Here is a 21,683-nt window from a genome sequence, read left to right on the forward strand (position 1 = left end):
GCCCAGCCAGCATCTTGAATCACATTCGCCCCAGATCCGGAATCCCTTCCGATTCAATAAATCCGTGAACCGCTCTAGCCTGACCGCTTGGACTTGCGCCGGCCCGGATGATGGACGCCTTTCGGATCGCGAAACTCGCTGCGATGACCCCGCCGGTCCTCCTTGGCGAAGCGCCGCCGCTTCTCCGGCGAGCCGAACGCCCGGATCACCTTCCGACCGTTGACCTTCTTGATAACGTAGCCGCCCTCGGTCATCGAGAACGGAGCTGTCAGCGTTCCCTTGTGGTCGAACTTGGTCCCGCGGGGATGCCTAAACGGCTCGAACCAGGACGGATAGACGAAGTTCGACATCGGCAATCCGTCGACGTCAAATGTGTCCTCCTCCACGGCGTCGCAGACTTCATAGGCGTATTGGGTGTGCCGATTTTGGTCGGCCCAGAGATTGGCCATGGGATCGAGCACCATCTCAAACAGTTCGTGCGAGGCTGCTACGCTGACCGCCTCGCCATCCAGCGCCTTGACAAAGATCTTCGAGATCGGCTGGCCACGATAGGTCAGCTCGTGACGTCCGAGCATATTCTTGTGCAGGGCGTCGTCGAAATAGACCAATTGCCAATCGGTGGCCTTCGGCTTGCGCGTGACATAGAGGTCGACCGGATAGCCCCACACCGGCAGGAAATGCTTGTCGTAACACTTTTGCAGTGCCGCGGTGAGCTGCCTCATATCGCCGCCGCTAATCGACTCCGGGGCATAGTTGATGCAGGCGATCCGGACCGGCTTCATCGACCTGCCGAGCAGTGCACGCTTCGCCTTTTTCATGGAAAATCACCGTGTGAAAGGGCCGCTGAAATACGGTCAGACTAACACGACGGACGCTGCACGTCAGGGATGTATTCCGGCAAGCCCGACTACGCGGCAAAGCGCCGGTTGACCACGAACACAGCGGCCGCACACATCGCCATGCCAGCGATCGCCAACGCATCGAGCTTTTCGCCGAACAACAGATAGGCCATCACCGCCGTGACGGCTGGCACCAGATAGAACAGGCTCGCGACCGACGTCGCTGCGGCATGGCGGATCAGCCAGTACAACAGCCCGATCGACCCGATCGAGAGCGCGACCGCAAGCCAGGCCAGCGCAAGCACAAACTCCCGTGTCCAGTGCACGACCCGATCCTCGAACAGGAACGCACCGACCGTGAAGAAGATCGTCACCGCCACGTACTGCACGAGATTGCCGGCTCGCCAGTCGATGTGATTGCAGTAGCGGCGCTGGTAGAGCGTGCCGAGCGTGATGCTGATCAGCGAGACTACCGAGGCGATCCAGCCGAGCCCGGCTTCGCCGGACATCGGGCGGTTGTGCAGAATCAGCGCCACACCGCCGAGGCCGAGCACGAGGCCTGCCCATTGCACCGGCGTCACCTTTTCGCCGAGCCAGCGGTTGGCAATCGTCGAGGTCAGGATCGGCTGCAGCCCCGGAATGAGTGCGGAGAGCCCCGCCGGAATCGAATGCGCGATCGCGATAGCGGTGCCGCCGAGATAGAAGCCGTGGACGAGGATGCCGGCGACGGCGCTGTGCGCGGTCCCGGCGCGATCAGGCCATTTCGGTCGAGCGACGCCCGCGATGATTGCCATCAGACCGACCACCAGTGCCATGCGGATGGCGAGGTAGGTCAAGGGATCGGCACTGTTGATGACGTATTTGGTGCCGATAAAGCCGGTGCTCCAGAGCAGGACGAACAACACCGGCGCCGCGCGGGCAGCGAGATGATCTTGATTATGATTCATTGCCCCTCATTGCCTGAGCGAAGGGCGGTGCGGCAACGCGAATTTCTGATGCTGCGCCGCGACGGACGCGGTGGCTCAGATCAGCAGATCACCATTCTTCCGGACAGGGATCGATGATCTTCCAGAGCTCGACCCCGTTCTTGATCTTCTTCATGTCGGTGGTGAGCCCGCCATTGCGGCGGATCCAGTCCTTCACCGTATCGGGGTAGTAGGACATCAGGTCGGAGGTCCCTTCCGCACTGGTGACCTTGATACCGAAGGTGAAGGCCTTGTCGTAATAGGCCTGGTGGAAGCCGAGACTCGCCTTGGGCGTCACGCAGATCTTGTTCAGCGGCACGATGCCGAGCACCAGCGTGCAGGCCGAATTGCAGATGCCATCGATGATCACGCGCTCGCCGGTGGCGCGGACGCGCTTGTACTTGGCCTTGTACTCCTCGACATAGCCGCCGTGGTCGCGGGTGATATGCAGCTGAGCCCGCGCGGGAGTAGCGGCAGCGACGAAGAGCAACAGCAGGCTGAGAAGCGTGATGCGCATGGCTTGACGGCGAAAAACCTTGCAAGGAAACGTACCGGCCCCGAAGAGCACCCCAACAAACCCCCAAAGGACCCGGCAGGAGAAATCTTTGACCGGATTCTCTTTGGCCATACTTGTGTGGGGAATTCGTTAAGCATCCCGAAAAGGCCAAAAATGGGCAGGCTTGGACCCCAGGTCCGGCAATTCTGTCACACCTATCCGGGAATCTGCTGGATTTGCCCCGATTTCCAGGCTTCGGACGGGTGCCCCGGCGGCCCGAAATGGCTATAGATGGCAGACCTTTTTGCGCGGGTTCCGGAGAATCGAGATGAGCAAGCTGACCCTTGTAGCCGCGGTTGCTGCCCTGTCGGCAGCAATCCTAGCCCCTGGCTACGCGGAGGCGCGGGTACATCACCGGTACCACCGCTATTACGCCAATCCGCTGCCCTACCCGGTCAGCTATCTGCACAATTACGGCCCGGGTATCACCCCCGGCACCTTCGCCTACTACGACGGCCCGTCGACCAATCACTGCTACCAGAGCGCGGCCAGCTATGTCGGTCAGGACCGCCGCCGGCACCCCTGCTACTGAGGGGCGCCGCGCGCGTCCTCTCCGGGCGGAGAGCCCTATCCGACGGCCCCCGATAGCAGCAACTGCTTCTCGATCTCATGGACCGGCAACTTGACGAGGTCCTTGCCGACTTCGCCCCGGAGCGCCCTGCGCACCGCGTCCGAATAATCGGTGCGGATCATGCCCAGTGCGCGCGGTGAGGCCACCATGGTCAGGCCCGAGGTCTCCCCGGCGCTGAGCGCGGTATCGAGCCGTTCGGCGAGACTGCGCAGAAAGGTGCGCTCGGCCTCGTCGTGCCAATCGGTCTGCTCTGCCGAGCTGCGGGCTCCGCCGACCGATGCATGGAGCCTGCCAGGCGCATCGGTCCCTTGCGCGGCCGTGGACGGATTGGTCTGCTCGCGAACCTCCCTGGTGTGAAGGTTCGGAAACATCTCGTCGCCGAGATTTTCCAGGATGAGCGCCTTGCGTCCGTCGCACACGACGAGCCAGTCGCCCTTGTCGATCCTCATTTTGTTCATTGCACTGCTCCAAACCATGTGTGCGCCTGTTCTTCGAATTCGGCGAAGGACTGCTCACGATGGCAAAGTTAGGCAGGAAGCCGCACGGACGAATTGCGCAGGATCAATGAAGGTGGCGATGATACGGGAAGAGCTCACTTGGCAAAGTGATGGTCAGGCCTATGGCGGGCGAGCTGAGATTTGTTCATCAGCATTACATTCCGACTTTGCCACAATTTGATCAGAACAACTTCGATATCCTGCATGGCGTAAGCGGAGGAATACACATCATGAATCTCAAGATCGGCCTCGTTGCCGCGTCCCTGCTCGGTGCCCTTGCGGCATCGTCAGCGTCGGCCATGCCCGTTGCGCCTGCGCCTGCAACCCCGCAGGTCTCTGACGTCGAGCAGGTCCGCATGGTCTGCAACGCCTGGGGACGCTGCTGGTGGCGGCCGAACGTCTATTACGGCTACGGCCCCGGATATGGATATTATGGGCCGCCGCGCTACTACGGCCCGCGCTATTATGGCCCGCGCTACTATGGCTATTACGGCTATCGCCGCTGGTGAGATTTGAAGGGGCTCTCTGGGGCCCCTTCGCTTTTGCGAGATAGGGGGACCGCCGCTGGCCGTCAGGCTGGAGCAATTCCAAAACTGATCTAGATCAAAGATAAAATTTGCGGTGCTGTCATCCTGTGCTGATGGCCGATTTGATCGTTTTCCGATGCCCGCAGACGGGCATGAATGTGCAAACCCATCTCGAAAGGCGACAGGAGCACGAGGGACGGAGCTTTGAATCCTTTAGTTGCCCTGCCTGTACAAGGCTCCATTTCATCGACCTCACCACCGGTCAGCCGATGAGCCGCGACCGTTGACGGTGAGATCGATCGTGGCATGATGTCCGCAATACTACGGCCGAAAATCCGGTTTACTGAATCGTCGTGTTTCGCCATTGATGGCCACGTACCGACGTTCATTTTATTGTCATATTGCAGCATCCGGCCAGAAGCATGTTCTTCGACGCCCTCGCTCCCTCCTCCGCGCTCCAGGTAACCCGGTTTACCGATGTGGACGCGTTTCGACCGGCCGAAGCCCTGGAAGATTCCCGGAGCATTCCCCTTGACGTCGCCAATTTCGCCGCAGCGCGAGCAATCGTGAACCTGCCGGCATGCCGGATCATCGTCGCAAGGTCGTTTGCGCGCATCCTCGAGACCACCTACCGCGCGCCGGGCGGCATGGTGATCTTACCAATGAGCGATGATCTGCGCGCCAGTTCGAGCGGAATGGATATCGATTCGCGCTTCTTCATCGGCTTGCGCGGCAACCACCATTGCCATTTCGTCGAGCCCCAGATCAATCATCACGCGTTGATCATGTTCTCGCCCACACTTCGGGACCGCGGCTGGTTCGATCGTGCCGATGCCTTGCGGGTTCGCATTGCCGACCCTTCCGCACATCTCGATGCGCGGCAGCTGGTGCAAGACATCCTGCGGACCGCGTCGGTCCAGCCACAGATGTTCGAGACCACGGAGGTCGCCGCCCATCTTCAGGAGGGCCTGCTGCTCGCCTTCGATGACCTGTTTCAAATGAACCCACTGTCAGATCGCACTGCCCCAAGAGCGGGCGTGCGCTCGGCCAGGCTCGTGCAGCAGATCGATGACTACGTCAGAGCCTATCCAACCGCTCCGATCTATACGGCCGATCTCGCCGATCAATTCGGCGTCTCGGTCCGGACCCTCGGGGGCGCGGTGGCCAAGGTGCGCGGCATGAGCCTGCATCAATACATCCGGCTGAAGCGGCTTTGGGCCACCCGCACCCAACTCCTCAGAAGCGGGGGTGCCTCAGTCGCCTCGTGCGCGCGCGCCCAGGGCTTCCATCACCTCGGAGAGTTTGCCGCGGCCTATCGCGCGACCTTCCACGAAGCGCCCTCGGACACGCTGGCGCGGGCCCGGCAAATCCGGCTCCAGGCCAATTAACGCGCAACACGGACGAAGTCGGCGAGGACGGAGCAACAACGCTACTTCTACAAGGACGTCGCCTTCAGCGACCTGCTCCAGACGCATGAATCAGGGTAATCGGCTCGTCGTGGACTGGCGCGCTCGGAAGGATTCGAACCTCCGACCCTCGGAATCGAAATCCGATGCTCTATCCAGCTGAGCTACGAGCGCCTGACCCCGGGTATTGGGCCACCGGCCGAAGCGCCGCGGTCCTATGCTGGCAGGCCAGCGCACCGACGACGTTCGGATTGGCTCGAATTAGCAGAGAGGCCGGACAATAAAAAGCCCTCCCCGCCCCATTTCGAGGCGGGCCAAGGCACCCTCACCAGGTGGTGTTGAACAGACCGAAATGCGGCTGCTGCGCCACCAGCATCATCGGCTGGCCACGCTGAGGTGCCGGATGCGCCCGGACGACCTTGCGCTTCGGATGCGCCGGAGCCTGAGGCGTCTGGGCCTGGGCAACCTGAGCTTGCTGAGTGGCGTCGGCCTTCTTCGCTGCAGCTGCTTCGGCCGGCGTGAACTGGGCGAACGTGTCGCGCACCCGTGCCTTGGCCGACATGTCAGCCAACACGTCCGCCTGCGCGGTCGACTGTGGCGCGGCGGCAGCCGTCTTCACCATCGGCGCGGCAAAGGTCGGCTGATTGGTGTCGAGCACGACCCGGTCAGGCAAATGGCGGTCGGACCGGATCCGGATCGCCGGCTGATCGTAGCTCGCAACCCCAATGGTCTGCGCAACCGGCGCTGTCGGCCAAACGAAATCTGCCGCAAACAGCAATGCGAGCAGCGCTCCGCCGACAAACATGAAATACCGAAAGATGGGCATTGACCGCACTCCGCCCCCGCATCCCCGCGTGGGTCCTTCGCCTCAACCGGCGATCCATTAATTGGTTCCTGCGCCCAGCCTTTGGTTCAATTGGCGACGCCAAGATTTCCGGCCAAGGGGCACGGACGGTAACTTTTCCGCTAGCGAATGCGTGGCCTTTTAGGCGCGCCGCGCCGTGACAACCGAGCACTTCGCCTGATCGGCATTCACATTGACGAATCCGACTGGAACGCGTGCAAAAGTCTTGCGGCTCTTCATGCTGACCGTATCAGCCAGCACGCGGCTGCGGTCCGTCAAATGACTGCCGTCGCGCCGCGTGAAGGCGCAGACGATCTCGACATCCTTTACGGCATAGTCGTTGTCATTTCGCACGGTGAACGTCACCAGCGCCTTCGAGCCGAGCCCGCCGCGGCGCCAAGTCTGCGACGATATCTTCATCCGGTCGAGCCCGGCGGCTTTCGTAGCGGAGGTATCTGGGGCTGACGTTGGCGAAGCAGAATCGACTCCTGCCAGCGCCAATTTTACAGGTTCGGTTTGAGCAACATTGCCTTCGGAGGGAGGCATCAACAGCCAGATTGCACCACCGACCACACTCGCGGCCAGCAGCGACAACAGGCCCCGCTTCAACCAAACGCCTGTGGCTGACTGGAGCCGCTGCCGCTCCTCGCCGTCCCCGACGAAATGTCCCAGTCCGATCCGGCCAAACCCTGATTTCATGGGTGCGCTGCTCGCTCATCCTTCAATCCGCGAGGCGAATTAAGGTTCCCACAACTAGGCGGATCCTCCTAGAGCCATGTGGCGATCGTCCATGGGGATCGCTAACATGCGCCGCAACATCGAAGACCCTATCGGGAGGAATTGAAATGCCTGTCGTCGTCACCTGGGATCACGTCCATCTGCGCAGCCCGGATCCGGAAACGACCGCCGCCTGGCTGCGCGATATCCTCGGCGGCGAGATTGTGCGCGCACCGGGACGAATCGACGTGAATCTCGGCGGCGCAAAGATCTTCATTGCGCCTCTGGAAGGCGAAAGCGCCGTCAGCCCGCCGCCTCCACATCCCCATCAGGGCCTCGACCATTTCGGGCTCACCGTGAAGGACATCGACGCGGTCGCGGCCGAGATCAAGGCCAAGGGCGTGACATTCACGCGGGAGCCGACCACGATCCGGCCCGGCGTCCGCATCTGCTTCATCCGCGGTCCCGAAGGCATCTCCGTCGAGCTGCTCGAGCGCGACAAGAAATATACGTGACGCGGCAGGCGAGGCGCTGCCCGGCCAGCTAGGTCATGCTGCCGGGCATAAAGCAGCGGATGGTGACGCCCATATAGCCATAGATCGGCCACACCATGGTTCGTCCAACCCGGTTGGGCTCCGAGATCACGGCCTCCTCCGGCACGTCGACCCAGACGAGTTCCTGCTGCTTGCCCTCAATCATGTAGCCGAGGCGCGGGATGCGGACACGGTAGTGCCCGTCCTTGCTTTCCCAATCGGAGTCCGAGATCGCCGAGCCGTCCGCATCGGAGCAGCATGGCCCTTTGCCGCTGCGCAAGCCGTCGAACCAGGCTTTCAGCTCGGCATTGGTATTGACGAACTGGCCGCGGTCGCGTGCGTGGCCCCTAGGGGCAACCAACGCGATCAACGCCAGCGCGCAAGCAAGACTTGCCGCGCTTCGCCACCGTGTCGGACGGCCGATCCGCCGTCGTTGTGTTTCGCAAATCGTGGGACGCGCACTGTACAGACGCGGCTCATCGCCGCCGGAATCGATCCAGTTGCTCACGTTTGTCTTGCTCCAGCACCCCGCGGCCAGTGCAACAATGGTTATGCATTTCGCGGGCCAACTCTGATTCGTTGGACAGGCCTCGCTGCATGATGAGACCGTCATGTCAGCGTCACACGCAAGCCGGGACAACTACGGCTCGCGTGCCGGCGCGGGACACAGCCGGCAAAATTGCCGCGTTGCGCGGGAGGTTGCGCTTTGGCATAAAAGCTTCACCGGTGACGCCATTGGGCGATGGTGACCGGCCGATGGGACGTTATGAAGAACGGCCTCTATTCGATTCACGTGAGCCTGCTCGATGGTCGGACAGGCAAAGGCAGCGGCGTGATTCTTTTTCGCGACGGCAAGATCCTTGGCGGCGATGCCTACCTCTATTACACCGGCAGCTACGTGGTGAAGGACGACCACACCTTCAAGGGCGAGGTGCTGGTGCAACGACACACCTCCCCGCGCGGCGATGACAATCCGCTATTCGGTGGCCCTGCCCCTGTTGGCATCGGCGTCAGCGGGACCTACACGGACACCCGTGCGGAGATGACGGGCACGGCGCTGGTCGGCAAAGCCAGCCTGATTTTCGGCGCCACCCTGCACAAGCTCGTCGACGTCGATTAGCCACAGATTTATTCGGCAGCCTGCTCCAGCGGTGCGGTACGCGGCAGGATCATCTGGATGCGCGTACCACTGCCAGGCTCGGAATCGAGATCGAGCCGGCCGCCGAGCCGGTTGGTGACGATGCTGTAGACGATGTGCAATCCGAGACCGGTACCGCCCTGGTCGCGCCGCGTCGTGAAAAACGGATCGAAGGCGCGGCGCCGCACGTCGAGGCTCATGCCACAGCCATTGTCAGACACGATGACCTCGACATTGTCCTTGCCGGACTCGCGCACCTGGATGTCGATGATCCCGGGCCGCCCGTCGGGAAAGGCGTGCGCGACCGAATTCAGGAATAGATTGGTCAGCACCTGGCCGTACGGGCCGGGATAGCTGTTCATGGTCAGATTGGGCTGGCACTCGACGTTGAGCGTCAGGTTCTGCTTGCGCAGGCCCGGACGCAGGCTCATCACCACCTGCTCGGTGAGGTCGGCAAGGTCGAAGCTGCGCTGGTCCGAATAGTTGCGGTCGGCCGCGACCTGCTTGAATGACTGGATCAGCTCGGCCGCACGGTTCAGGTTGGAGACGAGCTGCGAGGACGCATCGCGACTGGTGCTGAGATAGTCATTGAGCGTGGATCGGCGAAGCTCGCCGCGCTCGACCTCGGCGCTGAACATGGCGGTCTTGCGCTCGAGCGCCGAGGCGACCGTCAGGCTGATGCCGACGGGATTGTTGACCTCGTGTGCGACACCGGCGACGAGGCGTCCGAGGGCGGCCAGCTTTTCCGCCTCGATCAGCGAGGCCTGGGTCTCGCGCAGATTGCGCAGCGCGGTTTCGGCGGCGTCCTTGGCCTTGCGCATCTCCTGCTCGCCGCGCTTGCGTTCGCCGATGTCGAGCGCCACGGTGACAATCCGCTCGATCTCGCCCTCGGCATCGAGCAGCGGCAGCTTGTTGACCAGCCATTGCCGCATGTTGCCGGAGGCGTCCTTGTATTCCTCCTCGTAGAAGCCGAGACCCTTGCGCTGGCTGAGCACGCGCTTGTCGTTCTCGTCGGTCTTGGCCGCGCCATAGCGCGACATCAGATCGGCGGTTGTGCGGCCGAGCGCTTCGCCGGGTTCGATACCGAAGATGCCGGCCATGTAGCGGTTCATCAGCACGTAGCGGAGATCGCGGTCCTTGACGTTGATGACCGCGGGCACGGTGTCGATGACCTGCTGCAACAGGCGCCGGCCTTCGGCGATGGCATCTTCCGCCCGCTTCTGGTCGGTAATGTCGCGCAGCGTGCCCTCGTAGCGGACGATCGTGCCCTGCTCGTCCCGCACACCGGTCGCGCTGTCGGAGAGCCAGAGGATGTTGCCGCTGCGCTGGCGCACCTGATACTCGAACTCGCGCACCATGCCGTCGCGATGCATCAACCGCTGGTATTCCGCGCGCGCCTCGGGATCGACATAGATGGTGTGGGCGATGTCGTTGATGCTGTCGATCAGGTGCTGCGGGCTGTCATAGCCCATCATCCGCGCCAGCGCCGGATTGGCATTGAGAAGATCGCCGGCCGGCGTCGTCACGTAGATGCCGTCGACCGAGCCCTCGAACAGCTTGCGATAGCTCTCCTCGGCCAGCCGCTGCTCGGTAAGCGCGCGCACCGCCGCCTCGCGCGCGGTATCGGCCTCCTCCAGCGCGCGACGAAACACCTCCGCGGCGCGTGCGATGTCGCCGATCTCATTGTTGAGATCAGCCGAGGGAATGGAGGTCCTTTTCTCGCCGGCCGCAAGCGCGCGAATGGAGCGTGCGATCTGGGCCAGCGGCCGCACCGTCCGCCCCACCACGAAGACGGCGGCGAGGATGCCAATCAACACGCCCATGCTGCCGAGCACGATGCTCTGCCAACGCGCCTCGGCTAGCGTCCGGGCAAAGTCGCGCGACAGCACATGGCCGCGGCGGTCGCTGACGTCGCGCAGCAATTCGGTGACACGGCCGATCAGCCGGCCCTCGGTGCCCAGCACCTCGCGGTCGATATCGGCGATCTGCCGTTCGCGCACCGCGACCGCGATGATGGCATCGGCGTAATTGTTCACCGCCGCCTTCAGCTTGCCATCGGCAATGTCCATCCTCCGCATGCCCTGCGCGGCCTGTTCGGCCGCGGAGGGATTGCGCGCGAGCAATCCAAGCGCGATCCGGCTCTGGGCCTCCGAAAGGCGCGCGGCGAGATCACGATCCCCGCTTTCGGAGACCGCCGCGTCGAACTGGTCGCGCAGCGGAGGCAGCCCGGCAAGCAGTTGCGCGCGGCGATCGATCAGGGTCGATATCCGATCCAGCCCGCTGCGATAGGTCGCAAGCCGCTCGGAGACGCCGTCGATCATGTCCTGCTGTTCGGGGGCAAGCTCGATGCGGGTCTTCTTGAGGATGTCGCTCAGGGTCGACGCGGCCTCGCCGACCTGCTTGAACTGGATGCCGGCGCCGGGATCGGTGACGAAGTCACGCGCGGCGAGCCGCAAATCGTTCATGCGGCGGTCGATATCTTCGGCGAGATCGCCGACGCTTTGCAGCCGCTGGAGCTCGGCGAAGGTGGCGTCGATGTGCCGGATTGCGATCACGCTGGCGGTCGAGGTGACGATGATCACCGCCAGCACCAGGATGAAGCTGCCATACGTCATCTGGCCGATCGACAGCGAAAACGATCGCTTCGGCGGCGGATTCGGTGGCGTTTCGGCGGACATTGGGGCGGAACCGGACTCCATACCCTCCTAATATACGCTGTATCGCCCCTCCGGGGGAACATGCCTCCACGGGCCGGAACGGGCTGTTTTTCATGATGGTTTAGCGACGGCTGCCCGCCGGGCCGGGATCGTCATGGCGGCGACGCCGAGGACGACGCTAGCCAAGCCAATCCAGGCGGTCCGGCTCAGGATCTCGCCGAGGAAGGCGACGCTGATGGCGACCCCGATGGGGACGCGCAAGTAGGCCTGTGCGGTGGTACCGACCGAGCCGAGCGTCTGGATCAGCCGGAAATAGATCGCGAACGCGGCTGCGGTCGAGAACACCGCAAGTGCCAACAGCGCGAGGACGGAGCTGAGCGAGGGCGACAGCGTCCAGGGCTGCTCGAGCACGAGCGAGGCCGGGATCAGCACGGCCGCGCCCGCCAGCAGCGAGCCGGCGGCGGGTGCCATCGGATCGAGGCCCTTGAAGCTCCGGCCGAAGATCGCGGCGCAGGCGTAGCAGATGGTAGCGGCGACGATCGCCGCTTCCGCGAGGAGGCCGCTGCCGATCTCGCGGAACGCATCGACGCCGACGATCAGTAGGATGCCGGCCATACCCGCCACCACGCCGAACAGCTTTCGCGGCGTCGTGGCCTCATGGCGCGTGACCATTGCGGTGAGCAGGAAGGTGAAGATGGGGCCGGCCGAATTGAGGATAGTGGCAAGCGCGGCATCGACGTGGCGCTCGCCCCAGGCGATCAGGGTCCATGGGATGACGCTGTTGAGCACGGCCTGGAACGCGAAGCGCTGCCAGGTCGCGGCATCCGTCGGCATGCTGATGCCCCTCGCCCACATGATCGCGAGCAGCAGCAAGCCCGCGACCGTTGTGCGCGCGGCGATCAGCGTCACCGGCGGGATCGTGGCGACGCCGAGCTTGATGAAGGTGTAGGAGCCACCCCAGAGGGTTGCGAGCGCGACCAACAGCGCCAGCTCGACGGCGATGTTGGTGTCCTGTCTGACGTCCATCTGATCCGTCCCGTCCATTCGCGATGGACGGAACCTAGCGCATCAGCCGCAGCCAATACTTCGTTCGGTATCGAAGTGTCTTAGCCGACCGCTCCGACCTCGAACACCTCGCCGTCATAGCCGGCCTCGGGGGGAATGCGGAGCTGGCGACCGGTGTCGGTCTTGGTCATCACCGGCATCACCGTGACGATCGACATCCCCTTGGCATGATCGAGCGCGGCACTCACGCTCGGCTGCTTGGCGAGCCGGATCAGATTGCGTGTGGTCGGGAACGGCAGCTTGAAGCGGCCGCTGTCGCCGCCCTCCACCGCCTCGCGCGCTGAGAGCCAGATCGAGTCGGTCGACTCCCTCCCGTCATGCGCGCCGAGCTGGTCGGGCGGTGCGGCCGCAAGGAAGAACCAGGTGTCGAAGCGCTTCGGCATGCCCTCCGGCGTGATCCAGTGCGCATAAGGCACGAGCGTATCGAGTGCGAGCTGGAGACCGTTGTCGGCCAAAATGCTGAGGAAGCTGATCTTGTGCTCGTTGAGCGCGACGCGATGTGCGTCGGCGATCTCGCCGGCGCGCTTGGCGTCAACAGGTGCGTTCGAGCCCTTCGCACGCGCAAGCAGGATTCCGCTCTCCTCAAACGTCTCGCGGATCGCGGCGATACGAAAACCGCGGTCCGCTTCGCTGAGGCCCTCGCCGCCCGAATACAGCTCGGATCGCTTGACGATCTCCTGATCGCCGGCATCGACGCTGCCGCCGGGAAACACCAGCGCGCCCGAGTTGAACTCGATCTGATGATGGCGGACCATCATGAAGATTTCGACTTCGCCGCGGCCCTTGCCGTCGGCCTTCGGGCCGTCGCGCAGCAGGAGGATCGTCGAGGCCGGGCGTGATGCTGATGTCTCGGGCATTCAACTAACCTGCGGCGCTAGATTGCGGGCCGAGATTGGCGCGCTTGTCGAAACGGGCGACGCGCGACAAGAGGTAATCGACCTCGGCCTTCGCGGTCGCCGTCATCGTCGCGCCCGGCTTGCGCTGCGCGCTGGAGGCGATGATGCCGCGCTTCTGCAACACGTACTTGCGCACGGTCAGGCCGACGCCGGGCTGCTGCTCGTAACGGATCAGCGGCAGATGCGCGTCGAACAAGTCATGCGCGGCGTCGCGCTTGCCAGCCTTGGAGAGGTTGACGACGTCGATCAGAAGCTCGGGGAAAGCGTAACCAGTCATGGCACCGTCGGCGCCGCGCTCCATCTCGAAGTCGAGGAAGGTGCCGCCATTGCCGCAGAGGATCGAGAGCGGACGGAGTGAGCCGTCCTTCTGGAAGCCGCGCAGCGTCGAGATCTTCTCCAGGCCCGGCCAGTCCTCATGCTTGAGCATCACGCAGTTCGGATTGTCCATGACGATCTTGCGGATCACGGCGGGGGTGAACACCACCGTGAGCGTCAGCGGATAGTCCTGGAGCACCCAGGGCACATCGGGGCCGATCGCCTCGGCTGCCTGCTTGAAATAGCCAACGATCTGGTCGTCAGTGCGCAAGCTCGGCGGCGGCGCGATCATGACGCCGGCTGCGCCTGCATCCATCGAGGCCCTCGCCAGCGAGCGCATCGTGGCAAAGCCCGGCGCGGAGACGCCGACGATCACCTGCATCTTCTTGGCGCGCTTGACGTAGCGCACTGCCACCTGCTCGGCCTCGGCGGCATCGAGCTTCGGCGCCTCGCCGAGGATGCCCAGCACCGTGACGCCGTCGCAGCCGACCTCCTCGTAGAAATCGGTCAGGCGGTCGATCGAGCGCTCGTCGATCCGGCCGTCGTCGTGGAAAGGTGTCGGCGCGATTGCGAAGGTGCCCTTGGCGTCGGCGGTGAGTTTCATCGTCGTCCTTGTCTCTCTGTCGTGTGGCTAAAACCGCCGCGCGCCCATCTTGATCTGCTCCTCGGAGAAGAAGATCTCCTTGGCATGATCGACGATGTCCTGGGCATTCCAGCCCGCATGCGGCGGTTTCCAGCCTTCCATTTCCATCATCCGCATCTCGCGTACGCCGCGGGGCCCGGACACGCCCAGCACCTTGCCGGTCTGGTCACCCGACAGATCGCTGACCATGTATAGCACGGCCGGTGCGATGCCGTCCGGCCCCAGCGCCGCACCTGGGTTCTCCTTATAGCGGGGCAGGTCTGCGGTCATGCGGGTCAGGGCGCCCGGCGCCAGCGTCCAGATCCGGATGTTGTACTTGCGGCCCTCGATCGCCAGCACGTTGGACAGGCCCCAGATGCCGCCCTTGGCCGCGCCGTAATTGGTCTGGCCGAAATTGCCGATCAGACCCGAGGTCGAGGAGGTGTTGACGATGACGCCACCGCCATTTTCCCGCATCCAGCGAAACACCGGCATGGTGCAACAAAAGGTGCCTTTCAAGTGCACCTTGATGACCTTGTCCCAATCGGCCTCACTGGCCTTGTGAAAGGTCTGGTCGCGCAGGATGCCGGCATTGTTGACCAGGATATCGGCGCGTCCGAAATGCTTGATGGCGTCGTCGAACACCGACTGGCCACCTTCCATGGTGGAGATGTCGGCGCCGTTCGCGACCGCCTTGCCGCCCTCGGCCTTGATCGCGTCCACCACAAGCTGCGCCATCGATTTGTCGGCACCGGAGCCGTCACGGGGCCCGCCGAGGTCGTTGACTACGACCGCGGCCCCTTCCCGCGCGAACAGTTTTGCGTAGGCCTCACCGAGCCCGCCGCCCGCGCCGGTAATCAGCGCAACCTTGCCATCGAGTAGTCCCATGGTGGCTTCTCCCTGTTTTTTGTTGTCATTCCGGGGAAGCGCGCAGGCTGAACCCGGAATCCAGAGCCTGTAGAACGAGATTCCGGGTTCGCGCTTTGCGCGCCCCGGAATGACAGCGAGGGCTAACCCAGCACCGTCTTGCCGTTCTTGATCACCGTCACCCCGCGCGACTTCACCTTGGCTTCGAACGAGATCGTGTTGCCGTCCTTCCAAAGGTCCATAGTCACGGTCTCGCCGGGAAAGACCGGTGAGGAGAACCGCGCGACATGCTGGCGAAACGCTGACGCGTCGTAATCGGCATAGGTCTGGAGCACGCCGCGGCAGGTGATGCCGTAGGTGCACATGCCGTGCAGGATCGGACGCGGGAAGCCGGCCTTCCTGGCGAACTCGGGATCCGAATGCAGCGGGTTGCGATCGCCGCAGAGGCGGTAGACCAGCGCCTGGTCCGGGCGCGAGACGATGTCGATGGTCTTGTCGGGCGCGCGCGAGGGGATCTTGTGCGGATCGGGCTGGGTCAGGTTCGGCCCGCCAAAGCCGCCATCGCCGCGAGCGAAGCGCGAGGCGACGAGCGTTGCCAGCTTCTCGCCCTTCTCGTTCTTGAGAACGGTCTGATGGCTGATGACGACACCCTTGTCCTTGCCCTTGTCGTAGACCTCGAGCACGGAGGAATCGGCGGTGATGTTAGCGGCCACCGGCAGTGGCTGATGAAAGGTGATGTCGCGCTCACCGTCGACAACCATGACGCGGTTGAGGTTCATCTCGCCGGGGCCCGAGCCCCAGGCGGCGACGGAAGCAAAGGTCGGCACCACCTTCAGTGGCCGCGGCGTGAACGTGCCCTCGTTGACGAAGGCGAGCTCGTTCTCGTCCATCGGGTCTGCGCCGAGGCCGATGCCGTAGGCGTAGAGCATGACCTCGCGATCACCGTAGGCATATTTCTGGCCGAGGTTTTTCAGGCCCTTGAGTTCTTCATATCTAGCGGACATGTTTTGTTTCCTCTCGTTCTCATCCTCATGGTGAGGAGGCGCTCTAGCGCCGTCTCGAACCATGAGGATGCCCGAAACGCTTTCTTGTCGTGGCCATCCTTCGAGACACTTGCTTCGCAAGCTCCTCAGGATGAGGACCGCCCTAGGCCACCGTAAAGAACGGCAGTGGCGCCCCGTCCGTCGGCTTGAACACCACCTTCACCTTCTGGCCGATCTTCAACTTCTCCAAATCGCAGTCGACGAAGTTGGTCTGCACCGAAGGCCCCTCCTTCAGCGTGACGTAGCCGATGGCGTAAGGACCGGTCGGCGACTTCCGCATCAGGCTCCAGGTATAGATCGTGCCCTCGCCCGAGGCCTCCTCCCACACCGTCTTGTCGGAATAGCAGAACGGGCAGATCGAGCGCGGGAAGTAATGCGCCTCGCCGCACGCGGAGCAGCGCTTGATCATGAACTTGCCCTGCTTGGCTGCGTCCCAGAACGCTGCAGTCTCCGGATTAGTCACTGGGGCCGGATATTTCTTCACTTCACTCATCACACGCGCTCCAGAATGGCGGTCGAGGCCGCGTGGCGAACGCCCAAAAGGCCACCTGTGCCGTGCGCGATGGCGAGATCGCAATTTTTCACCTGCACCTTCGGATGCGCCTCGCCGCGCAGCTGTCTGACCGCCTCGATGATCTTGGTCATGCCGCCGCGGTTGACCGGATGGTTGCTGCAGAGGCCGCCGCCGTCGGTGTTGAACGGCAGCTTGCCGACGCCCGAGATCAGATTGCCGTCGGCGACGAACTTGCCGCCCTCGCCCTTCTTGCAGAAGCCGAGGTCCTCGAGCTGCATCAGCACCGTGATGGTGAAGCTGTCATAGATCGAGGCGTATTTGATGTCCTTCGGCGCGATGCCGGCTTCCTCGAACGCGCGCGGGCCGGACCACACACCGGCTGAGTAAGTGAGGTCGAGATCCTTGCCGCCGCGCGGCCCCTTCATCGCCTCGCCATGGCCGATCAAGCGCACCAGCGGCTTCTTCAAGCTCTTGGCAATCTCCGGCGTCGTCACGATCAACGCGCCGCCGCCGTCGGAGACGACGCAGCAATCCATGCGATGCAGCGGATCGGAGATCATCGGCGAGTTCAAGACGTCCTCGACGGTGACGACGTCCTTGAGCATCGCATGCGGATTATATTGCGCATGGTGCGAGGCCGCGACCTTGATCCAGGCGAGTTGCTCGCTGGTGGTGCCATAGTCGTGCATATGGCGCATGGCACACATGCCATAGGCATTGTGCGTGGTCGCGCCGTAAGCAGATTCAAAATCGACCTCGGCGCCGGCCGCACGCGGCGGCATCACGCCGGTGCGCGGCTTGCCGGCCAGCGTGATCAGCGCGATCGAGCATTTGCCCGCGGCGATGGCTTCGGCGGCATGGCCGAGATGGATGATGTAGGAGCAGCCACCGGTCTCGGTGGAATCGACATGACGCAGCTTCTTGGTGTTGAGGCCGAGATAATCGACCATCGGCCAGGCGCCGCCGGGCGCATCGCCCGCGCAGAAATAGCCGTCGACATCGTCCTTGCTGATCCCGGCATCCTCGATCGCGCCCTTGGCGACCTCGGCGTGAAGCTGGGCGGTGGATTTGTCCGGCGCATGCCGGGTCGGGTGTTCGTAGATCCCGGCAATGTAGGCCTTGCCCTTGATGGTCAAAACAGAGGTCTCCGCTCGCGTTTCTTCTTGGCTCTTTTTTCTGGACCGCTGATGCCCTGTTGGCAAGCGCGGAAATATTCCGTCGGGCGAGAGGGCGGCGGATTGGCGCAAATGCGGTGAGGCTGTCGTGTCCCGGATGCGCTTGCGGCCGGAGCACGAAAGGCTGAGCGAAATCCTAAAGATGTTTTGCCCGACGGCACAAGCAATTTTTCGTTTTATCGAAAACGAACCTGCTGGCCGAAAACAACCCCATGCACAGTAGAACGCCGACTGATTTCGAACAGAAAATCGAAACGCCACGAAGGTAGGCGCCCCCTGTGCCAGTTTCCGGAAAATCGCGGGAACGGGATTCTTTCAGGTCTCGAACCCATCGGTACGGTCGAACCAATTCCCGCGTCCGTCCTACTAACGAACACGACGGGCCTTTCTGTTCAAACGAATCTGCTCGGAAGACGCTAACTGACGAGCAAGCATGTTCAGCGGCCGGTCGGAACCCCTATCCTTGGGCGCTATACGGCCGCCCACGACACGTTTATGTTGCAGCGTCAGAAGCCGCTCCGTTCGCCTGGCCGGGAGACACGGAGCGATCGGTGGAACTAAGAATGCCCGATAGCAAGCCAGCCGCGCCTCTCGATCTCTCCGTCTTTGACAATCTCGACTCATCGCCGGGACAGGTGCCGGCCGTCGCCCCAGTCCCGCAGCCTTTGACCACGACGGACCCGCGGTTGATGCCGGAACCGGCGCCTGAACGGCTTGTCGAGATCGCCAATCTCAGCGCCGCGGATTTGACGGCCGCCCAAACCTCGGCCGCGAAGGTGGATTTCCGGAACACCACCACCCTATTGGCGCACGGCGATGGAGCACTCGCCGCCATCGCCCAGACATCGCGGCAATTGTTGACGGGCGTCCGGCTCGAGGATGCCGGCGAGGTCGGACGAATTGCCGCGAGTGTGATTGACGGCGTGAACATCCTGCGGATCCAGGACCTACAAGCCGAAGCAAGAGGTGATCAGCCGGTCACACGCAAAGGGCTGCTCGGCAAATTGATCGGCGCCGTAGCCGATGCTCGCACTGCGTTCAGCGGCTTCCTGGAGAACCGCAAGAAGTTCCTCGACTTGATGGATGCCGAACAGGCCAAGGCGCGCAAGACCAAGGCGGACCTGACGATTGCAGTCCAGCTGCTCGACCAGCAGGCGCTGGCAGTGCGGCAAAGTCTCAACGACCTGAAGATCGAGATCGCAGCCGGCCAACTCGCGCTCGACCGCGGTCAGGCCGAGCTGGAAACGCTGCGGCAGCATGCGGTCGGAACCGGCGATGCGACTGATGCCGCCGACGTGATGGAGTTTCGTTCGGCGGTCGCGAACTTCCGCGGCAAGATCGCCGAGATGCGGGAAAATCTCGTGGCATCCGCGATGTTGATCCCGATCATCGGACAGAACAAGAAAGCCGCCGAGACCCGGCTCATGAAGATATCGAACGGGATGCTGGTGGTGATCCCGCGCCTGATGGCGGTGGCAAGCCAGGCGGTGGTGCAAGTCGATATTGCGAGGGCCGCTTCCGAATCCGAGAAGCTGGATGAAGCGGCACGGCAAATCACCATCCTGGCCTCGAAGGGCGCGCATGACGCGGCGACCAGCGCCGCCCGCAGCCTGGGTGGCGATCAGCGCAACATCGACGTGCTGGCGCAGGTCGCGGACGAGGCGATCCAGACCATGCACGAGGTCATCGCGATCGAGCGCGAGGTCGCCTCGGGCGACCGCGAACGCGAGGCCAAGCTGACGGCGATCCGCGACCGCCTGGTGCAGGGCATGCAGGGCGTCAACGCCGCGGCGGTGCAGCGGTGACCGACAACCTCAATTTCGACATCCAGGCCGCGTGGCTGCGCAGGTTCAAGTCGGACGCCGAGAGCAATCTCCGCGCCTTCGCACTCAGGCTCAAGGAAGCCCTGCCAGAACTTGTGACAGTCCACGAAAGCCGTGGGCTTTTTTCGCGCAGTGTGAAGACCAGGGGCGTCTCGGTCGAGCTCGGCGAAAAGCGATACAACCTGGAGATCGACGGCGGCCGGCTCAAGGCTAGCATCGCCATGGTGGTTCACGGCGTCGTGCTCAACACCAAGAGCGTCGACCCCGCCGAATGGTTCGCGCGGCTGGCCGAGGAAACCCGGAAGGCCAGCGACTACGCGCGGGCTCTGAGCGGATCGCTCGGCGATTTCATGGCGGGCTGAGATGGGCATTTTCGACATCTTCAAGCAGCCGGATGCCGAGACCCTCGCCCGGCGTGCCGCCCACGACGAACGCATCGCCGACATCCAGGACTCCCTGCAAAGGCGCGAGGTGCCGAAGGTCATCAAGGAGCGGCTGGAGGGCGTACGCAGCGGACGCCGGCCCTGGACCGCCACGCTGACGCCGGCCGAGCTGTTGATCGCGCGATCACATGGGTTGCGCCCGATCGCGGCGATCTCGGCGACCTGCTGGCTGCATTACGGCTGGTCGTGGACCGAGGGTCACGCCGAGGGCTGGCACACGGCCCTGCGCCGGTTGAAGGAAGAGGCATGGACCGCCGGCGCCAACGCAGTTCTCGATGTCAAGATGCGGACGATCCCGCTCGGCATAGACAACAGCATGGATTTCACCCTGACTGGCACCGCGGTCCGCGTCGAGGGATTGCCGCCAAGCGATGACCCGATCGTCGCCACCGTCCCTGCCCTCGAGTTCGTCAAGTTGCTCGAAGCCGACGTGGTGCCGACGGGCCTCGCGATCGGCGCCTACTATGAATGGCTCAACGACTGGCTCAACAACACGAATCTGACGTGGGCGGGCAACATCGAGTCCACGCGGCTGAGCGAGCTCTGGCAGCACGTTCGCCAGCGGGCTCATCAGGAGCTGCGAACCAATGCGCGCCCCCAGGGCAACGGCGTGCTGGCGCATCTCAATTTCAGCGAGATGTTCGAGCGCGAAGGCCAGAACGATCGAAAGCAGTATCTCGCCCGCCACATCGTCGTGGCGACGACCGTCGACGCCAGGCGCGGTGCCACGATTCTTCATGAGGTGCGCATGGTCGTGGACATGCATGACGGCCGCACGCCATTGGTCGGCACTACGCCACATCACCAATCCTACCAGTCCAATGAGTCCGAGGGAGCCATTTGACATGACCGACGAGATGCCGGCGCACGCCAGGGACCGCCTCAAGGGTTTGCGCAGCTCGGCGCATTCGACCGGCGTGTTCACCTCCGATTTTTCGGTCAATGAGTTCTTGCTGGTGCGCAAGGCCGGCTTCGAGCCGATCGGCTTGTGCGTTGGCAGCTGCGTCTACCATGTCGGCATTCAGTACCGCAGCTGGAGCAAGAACCAGGAGCTCGATGTCCTCTCCAAGGCGATGTATCACGCGCGCGAGCTGGCAATGAGCCGAATGCGGGCAGAAGCCACCGCCATGGGGGCAGACGGCATCGTCGGCGTGAAGCTGACGATCAAGCGGCTGGAGTGGGACGAACATCTGCTCGAGTTCATCGCCATCGGCACCGGCGTCGTGCATGGCGAAGGCCATCCCGGATTCCGCGCCCATGACGGCGGCCCCTTCACCTCCGACCTGTCGGGGCAGGATTTCTGGTCGCTGCTGCATTCCGGCTATCGTCCGGTCGAGATGGTGATGGGAAGCTGCGTCTATCACGTCGCCCATCGCGGCATTCTGGCGGGCCTTGGCAGCATCGGGCAAAACGTCGAGCTCGAGAACTATACCTCGGCCATGTACGAGGCGCGGGAGATTGCCATCGACCGGATGCAGTACGAGGCCGAGGCGGCTCATGCCGAAGGCGTCGTCGGGGTCGATATCCACGAAGGCAGCCATGGCTGGCAGACCCATGTGATCGAGTTCTTTGCGATCGGAACCGCCGTGCTGCCGCTCGACCAGGAAATCGCGCCGGAGAAGATCGCCGATCCGATGATGGTGCTGTCGGTGAACGACTAGGGCGCGATC

At 63.3% G+C, this 21,683-nt stretch carries 25 protein-coding genes and 1 tRNA gene; 9 read left to right on the top strand and 17 right to left on the bottom strand.

Going from position 1 to position 21,683, the window contains the following annotated elements; genetic code table 11:
- Nucleotides 1-74: 74 nt before the first annotated feature.
- The 3 genes from L6637_RS35060 to L6637_RS35070 form a co-directional block, all read right to left on the bottom strand.
- A complete protein-coding gene (locus tag L6637_RS35060; RefSeq protein WP_237861517.1) occupies nt 75-818 on the bottom strand; it encodes a hypothetical protein in 744 nt (247 codons plus the stop codon).
- An 89-nt stretch (nt 819-907) separates the two neighbouring features.
- A complete protein-coding gene (locus tag L6637_RS35065; RefSeq protein WP_237873498.1) occupies nt 908-1,786 on the bottom strand; it encodes a DMT family transporter in 879 nt (292 codons plus the stop codon).
- An 88-nt stretch (nt 1,787-1,874) separates the two neighbouring features.
- Complete coding sequence (locus L6637_RS35070) at nt 1,875-2,321, bottom strand: hypothetical protein (protein ID WP_237861514.1); 447 nt, start codon at nt 2,319-2,321, stop codon at nt 1,875-1,877.
- Nucleotides 2,322-2,628: 307 nt separating this feature from the next.
- On the opposite strand from L6637_RS35070, the gene L6637_RS35075 reads away from it, so the two are divergent.
- Nucleotides 2,629-2,892: a hypothetical protein gene (locus L6637_RS35075; protein WP_237873499.1), complete on the top strand. Its 264-nt coding sequence runs from the start codon at nt 2,629-2,631 to the stop codon at nt 2,890-2,892.
- A gap of 35 nt (nt 2,893-2,927) precedes the next feature.
- On the opposite strand, the gene L6637_RS35080 is transcribed toward L6637_RS35075, so the two are convergent.
- Nucleotides 2,928-3,389 (bottom strand): baeRF12 domain-containing protein, encoded by a 462-nt coding sequence (locus tag L6637_RS35080; RefSeq protein ID WP_237861512.1) that lies wholly within the window; start codon nt 3,387-3,389, stop codon nt 2,928-2,930.
- A gap of 269 nt (nt 3,390-3,658) precedes the next feature.
- On the opposite strand from L6637_RS35080, the gene L6637_RS35085 reads away from it, so the two are divergent.
- On the top strand, nt 3,659-3,937 hold the full coding sequence (locus L6637_RS35085; protein WP_237873501.1) for a hypothetical protein: 279 nt from the start codon (nt 3,659-3,661) through the stop codon (nt 3,935-3,937).
- 89 nt (nt 3,938-4,026) lie between these two features.
- Here L6637_RS35085 and L6637_RS35090 read toward each other — a convergent pair whose 3' ends face one another.
- Entirely contained in the window at nt 4,027-4,344 is a 318-nt protein-coding gene (locus L6637_RS35090; protein WP_237873607.1) for a hypothetical protein, read from the bottom strand.
- A 33-nt stretch (nt 4,345-4,377) separates the two neighbouring features.
- Here L6637_RS35090 and L6637_RS35095 point away from each other — a divergent pair, with 33 nt between their 5' ends.
- Nucleotides 4,378-5,343, top strand: a complete 966-nt coding sequence (locus L6637_RS35095) for an AraC family transcriptional regulator (RefSeq protein ID WP_237873503.1) — start codon at nt 4,378-4,380, stop codon at nt 5,341-5,343.
- A 115-nt stretch (nt 5,344-5,458) separates the two neighbouring features.
- Here L6637_RS35095 and L6637_RS35100 read toward each other — a convergent pair.
- From L6637_RS35100 to L6637_RS35110, 3 genes are all read right to left on the bottom strand, one after another.
- Nucleotides 5,459-5,535: transfer RNA gene (locus tag L6637_RS35100), tRNA-Arg, on the bottom strand.
- Nucleotides 5,536-5,686: 151 nt separating this feature from the next.
- The gene (locus L6637_RS35105) at nt 5,687-6,187 is read right to left on the bottom strand and encodes a hypothetical protein (protein WP_237861509.1); all 501 of its coding nucleotides are present in this window, start codon (nt 6,185-6,187) and stop codon (nt 5,687-5,689) included.
- Nucleotides 6,188-6,346: 159 nt separating this feature from the next.
- Nucleotides 6,347-6,904 carry a hypothetical protein gene (locus L6637_RS35110; protein WP_237861507.1) on the bottom strand — a complete coding sequence of 186 codons (558 nt, stop codon included), beginning with the start codon at nt 6,902-6,904 and terminating at the stop codon, nt 6,347-6,349.
- Nucleotides 6,905-7,050: 146 nt separating this feature from the next.
- Between L6637_RS35110 and L6637_RS35115 the strand changes: the two genes are divergently transcribed.
- Nucleotides 7,051-7,437: a VOC family protein gene (locus L6637_RS35115; protein ID WP_237861506.1), complete on the top strand. Its 387-nt coding sequence runs from the start codon at nt 7,051-7,053 to the stop codon at nt 7,435-7,437.
- A 28-nt stretch (nt 7,438-7,465) separates the two neighbouring features.
- Here the strand turns inward: L6637_RS35115 and L6637_RS35120 are convergent, their stop codons facing one another.
- A complete protein-coding gene (locus L6637_RS35120; protein WP_237861505.1) occupies nt 7,466-7,963 on the bottom strand; it encodes a hypothetical protein in 498 nt (165 codons plus the stop codon).
- Between the two features lie 258 nt (nt 7,964-8,221).
- Between L6637_RS35120 and L6637_RS35125 the strand changes: the two genes are divergently transcribed.
- Nucleotides 8,222-8,575, top strand: coding sequence for a GrlR family regulatory protein (locus L6637_RS35125; protein WP_237861504.1), 354 nt, complete (start codon nt 8,222-8,224; stop codon nt 8,573-8,575).
- Between the two features lie 8 nt (nt 8,576-8,583).
- On the opposite strand, the gene L6637_RS35130 is transcribed toward L6637_RS35125, so the two are convergent.
- The 8 genes from L6637_RS35130 to L6637_RS35165 all read right to left on the bottom strand — a co-directional run bounded on the left by L6637_RS35130 (nt 8,584) and on the right by L6637_RS35165 (nt 17,708).
- On the bottom strand, nt 8,584-11,271 hold the full coding sequence (locus L6637_RS35130) for a PAS domain S-box protein (RefSeq protein ID WP_237873505.1): 2,688 nt from the start codon (nt 11,269-11,271) through the stop codon (nt 8,584-8,586).
- 90 nt (nt 11,272-11,361) lie between these two features.
- On the bottom strand, nt 11,362-12,276 hold the full coding sequence (locus L6637_RS35135) for a DMT family transporter (protein ID WP_237873507.1): 915 nt from the start codon (nt 12,274-12,276) through the stop codon (nt 11,362-11,364).
- Nucleotides 12,277-12,356: 80 nt separating this feature from the next.
- A complete protein-coding gene (locus L6637_RS35140; protein WP_237873509.1) occupies nt 12,357-13,172 on the bottom strand; it encodes an NUDIX hydrolase in 816 nt (271 codons plus the stop codon).
- Between the two features lie 4 nt (nt 13,173-13,176).
- The gene (locus L6637_RS35145) at nt 13,177-14,130 is read right to left on the bottom strand and encodes a dihydrodipicolinate synthase family protein (RefSeq protein ID WP_014494558.1); all 954 of its coding nucleotides are present in this window, start codon (nt 14,128-14,130) and stop codon (nt 13,177-13,179) included.
- A 27-nt stretch (nt 14,131-14,157) separates the two neighbouring features.
- Complete coding sequence (locus tag L6637_RS35150) at nt 14,158-15,036, bottom strand: SDR family oxidoreductase (protein ID WP_237861500.1); 879 nt, start codon at nt 15,034-15,036, stop codon at nt 14,158-14,160.
- Nucleotides 15,037-15,158: 122 nt separating this feature from the next.
- On the bottom strand, nt 15,159-16,019 hold the full coding sequence (locus tag L6637_RS35155; protein WP_237873511.1) for a MaoC family dehydratase: 861 nt from the start codon (nt 16,017-16,019) through the stop codon (nt 15,159-15,161).
- A 142-nt stretch (nt 16,020-16,161) separates the two neighbouring features.
- The gene (locus tag L6637_RS35160; RefSeq protein ID WP_237861498.1) at nt 16,162-16,551 is read right to left on the bottom strand and encodes a Zn-ribbon domain-containing OB-fold protein; all 390 of its coding nucleotides are present in this window, start codon (nt 16,549-16,551) and stop codon (nt 16,162-16,164) included.
- Complete coding sequence (locus L6637_RS35165; protein WP_237861497.1) at nt 16,551-17,708, bottom strand: thiolase domain-containing protein; 1,158 nt, start codon at nt 17,706-17,708, stop codon at nt 16,551-16,553. Before L6637_RS35165 ends, L6637_RS35160 begins: the two co-directional genes overlap by 1 nt.
- A 602-nt stretch (nt 17,709-18,310) precedes the next feature.
- Between L6637_RS35165 and L6637_RS35170 the strand changes: the two genes are divergently transcribed.
- From L6637_RS35170 to L6637_RS35185, 4 genes are read left to right on the top strand one after another with little or no spacing between them, the layout of a single operon-like run.
- Nucleotides 18,311-19,552, top strand: coding sequence for a toxic anion resistance protein (locus L6637_RS35170; protein WP_237861496.1), 1,242 nt, complete (start codon nt 18,311-18,313; stop codon nt 19,550-19,552).
- Nucleotides 19,549-19,932, top strand: a complete 384-nt coding sequence (locus tag L6637_RS35175) for a hypothetical protein (protein ID WP_237873513.1) — start codon at nt 19,549-19,551, stop codon at nt 19,930-19,932. The genes L6637_RS35170 and L6637_RS35175 overlap by 4 nt, the downstream gene beginning before the upstream one ends.
- A gap of 1 nt (nt 19,933) precedes the next feature.
- A complete protein-coding gene (locus tag L6637_RS35180) occupies nt 19,934-20,857 on the top strand; it encodes a heavy metal-binding domain-containing protein (protein ID WP_237873515.1) in 924 nt (307 codons plus the stop codon).
- 1 nt (nt 20,858) lies between these two features.
- A complete protein-coding gene (locus tag L6637_RS35185; protein ID WP_237861493.1) occupies nt 20,859-21,674 on the top strand; it encodes a heavy metal-binding domain-containing protein in 816 nt (271 codons plus the stop codon).
- Nucleotides 21,675-21,683 lie beyond the last annotated feature (9 nt).

It is taken from the genome of Bradyrhizobium zhengyangense, assembly GCF_022012435.1.
Lineage (GTDB): Bacteria > Pseudomonadota > Alphaproteobacteria > Rhizobiales > Xanthobacteraceae > Bradyrhizobium > Bradyrhizobium zhengyangense.

Excerpts from the sequence above, each read along its gene's own strand:
- L6637_RS35060 (WP_237861517.1), bottom strand. The coding sequence starts at position 818 with ATGAAAAAGGCGAAGCGTGCACTGCTCGGCAGGTCGATGAAGCCGGTC.
- L6637_RS35065 (WP_237873498.1), bottom strand. The coding sequence starts at position 1,786 with ATGAATCATAATCAAGATCATCTCGCTGCCCGCGCGGCGCCGGTGTTG.
- L6637_RS35070 (WP_237861514.1), bottom strand. The coding sequence starts at position 2,321 with ATGCGCATCACGCTTCTCAGCCTGCTGTTGCTCTTCGTCGCTGCCGCT.
- L6637_RS35075 (WP_237873499.1), top strand. The coding sequence starts at position 2,629 with ATGAGCAAGCTGACCCTTGTAGCCGCGGTTGCTGCCCTGTCGGCAGCA.
- L6637_RS35080 (WP_237861512.1), bottom strand. The coding sequence starts at position 3,389 with ATGAACAAAATGAGGATCGACAAGGGCGACTGGCTCGTCGTGTGCGAC.
- L6637_RS35085 (WP_237873501.1), top strand. The coding sequence starts at position 3,659 with ATGAATCTCAAGATCGGCCTCGTTGCCGCGTCCCTGCTCGGTGCCCTT.
- L6637_RS35090 (WP_237873607.1), bottom strand. The coding sequence starts at position 4,344 with ATGAACGTCGGTACGTGGCCATCAATGGCGAAACACGACGATTCAGTA.
- L6637_RS35095 (WP_237873503.1), top strand. The coding sequence starts at position 4,378 with ATGTTCTTCGACGCCCTCGCTCCCTCCTCCGCGCTCCAGGTAACCCGG.
- L6637_RS35105 (WP_237861509.1), bottom strand. The coding sequence starts at position 6,187 with ATGCCCATCTTTCGGTATTTCATGTTTGTCGGCGGAGCGCTGCTCGCA.
- L6637_RS35110 (WP_237861507.1), bottom strand. The coding sequence starts at position 6,904 with ATGAAATCAGGGTTTGGCCGGATCGGACTGGGACATTTCGTCGGGGAC.
- L6637_RS35115 (WP_237861506.1), top strand. The coding sequence starts at position 7,051 with ATGCCTGTCGTCGTCACCTGGGATCACGTCCATCTGCGCAGCCCGGAT.
- L6637_RS35125 (WP_237861504.1), top strand. The coding sequence starts at position 8,222 with ATGAAGAACGGCCTCTATTCGATTCACGTGAGCCTGCTCGATGGTCGG.
- L6637_RS35130 (WP_237873505.1), bottom strand. The coding sequence starts at position 11,271 with ATGTCCGCCGAAACGCCACCGAATCCGCCGCCGAAGCGATCGTTTTCG.
- L6637_RS35135 (WP_237873507.1), bottom strand. The coding sequence starts at position 12,276 with ATGGACGTCAGACAGGACACCAACATCGCCGTCGAGCTGGCGCTGTTG.
- L6637_RS35140 (WP_237873509.1), bottom strand. The coding sequence starts at position 13,172 with ATGCCCGAGACATCAGCATCACGCCCGGCCTCGACGATCCTCCTGCTG.
- L6637_RS35145 (WP_014494558.1), bottom strand. The coding sequence starts at position 14,130 with ATGAAACTCACCGCCGACGCCAAGGGCACCTTCGCAATCGCGCCGACA.
- L6637_RS35150 (WP_237861500.1), bottom strand. The coding sequence starts at position 15,036 with ATGGGACTACTCGATGGCAAGGTTGCGCTGATTACCGGCGCGGGCGGC.
- L6637_RS35155 (WP_237873511.1), bottom strand. The coding sequence starts at position 16,019 with ATGTCCGCTAGATATGAAGAACTCAAGGGCCTGAAAAACCTCGGCCAG.
- L6637_RS35160 (WP_237861498.1), bottom strand. The coding sequence starts at position 16,551 with ATGAGTGAAGTGAAGAAATATCCGGCCCCAGTGACTAATCCGGAGACT.
- L6637_RS35170 (WP_237861496.1), top strand. The coding sequence starts at position 18,311 with ATGCCCGATAGCAAGCCAGCCGCGCCTCTCGATCTCTCCGTCTTTGAC.
- L6637_RS35180 (WP_237873515.1), top strand. The coding sequence starts at position 19,934 with ATGGGCATTTTCGACATCTTCAAGCAGCCGGATGCCGAGACCCTCGCC.
- L6637_RS35185 (WP_237861493.1), top strand. The coding sequence starts at position 20,859 with ATGACCGACGAGATGCCGGCGCACGCCAGGGACCGCCTCAAGGGTTTG.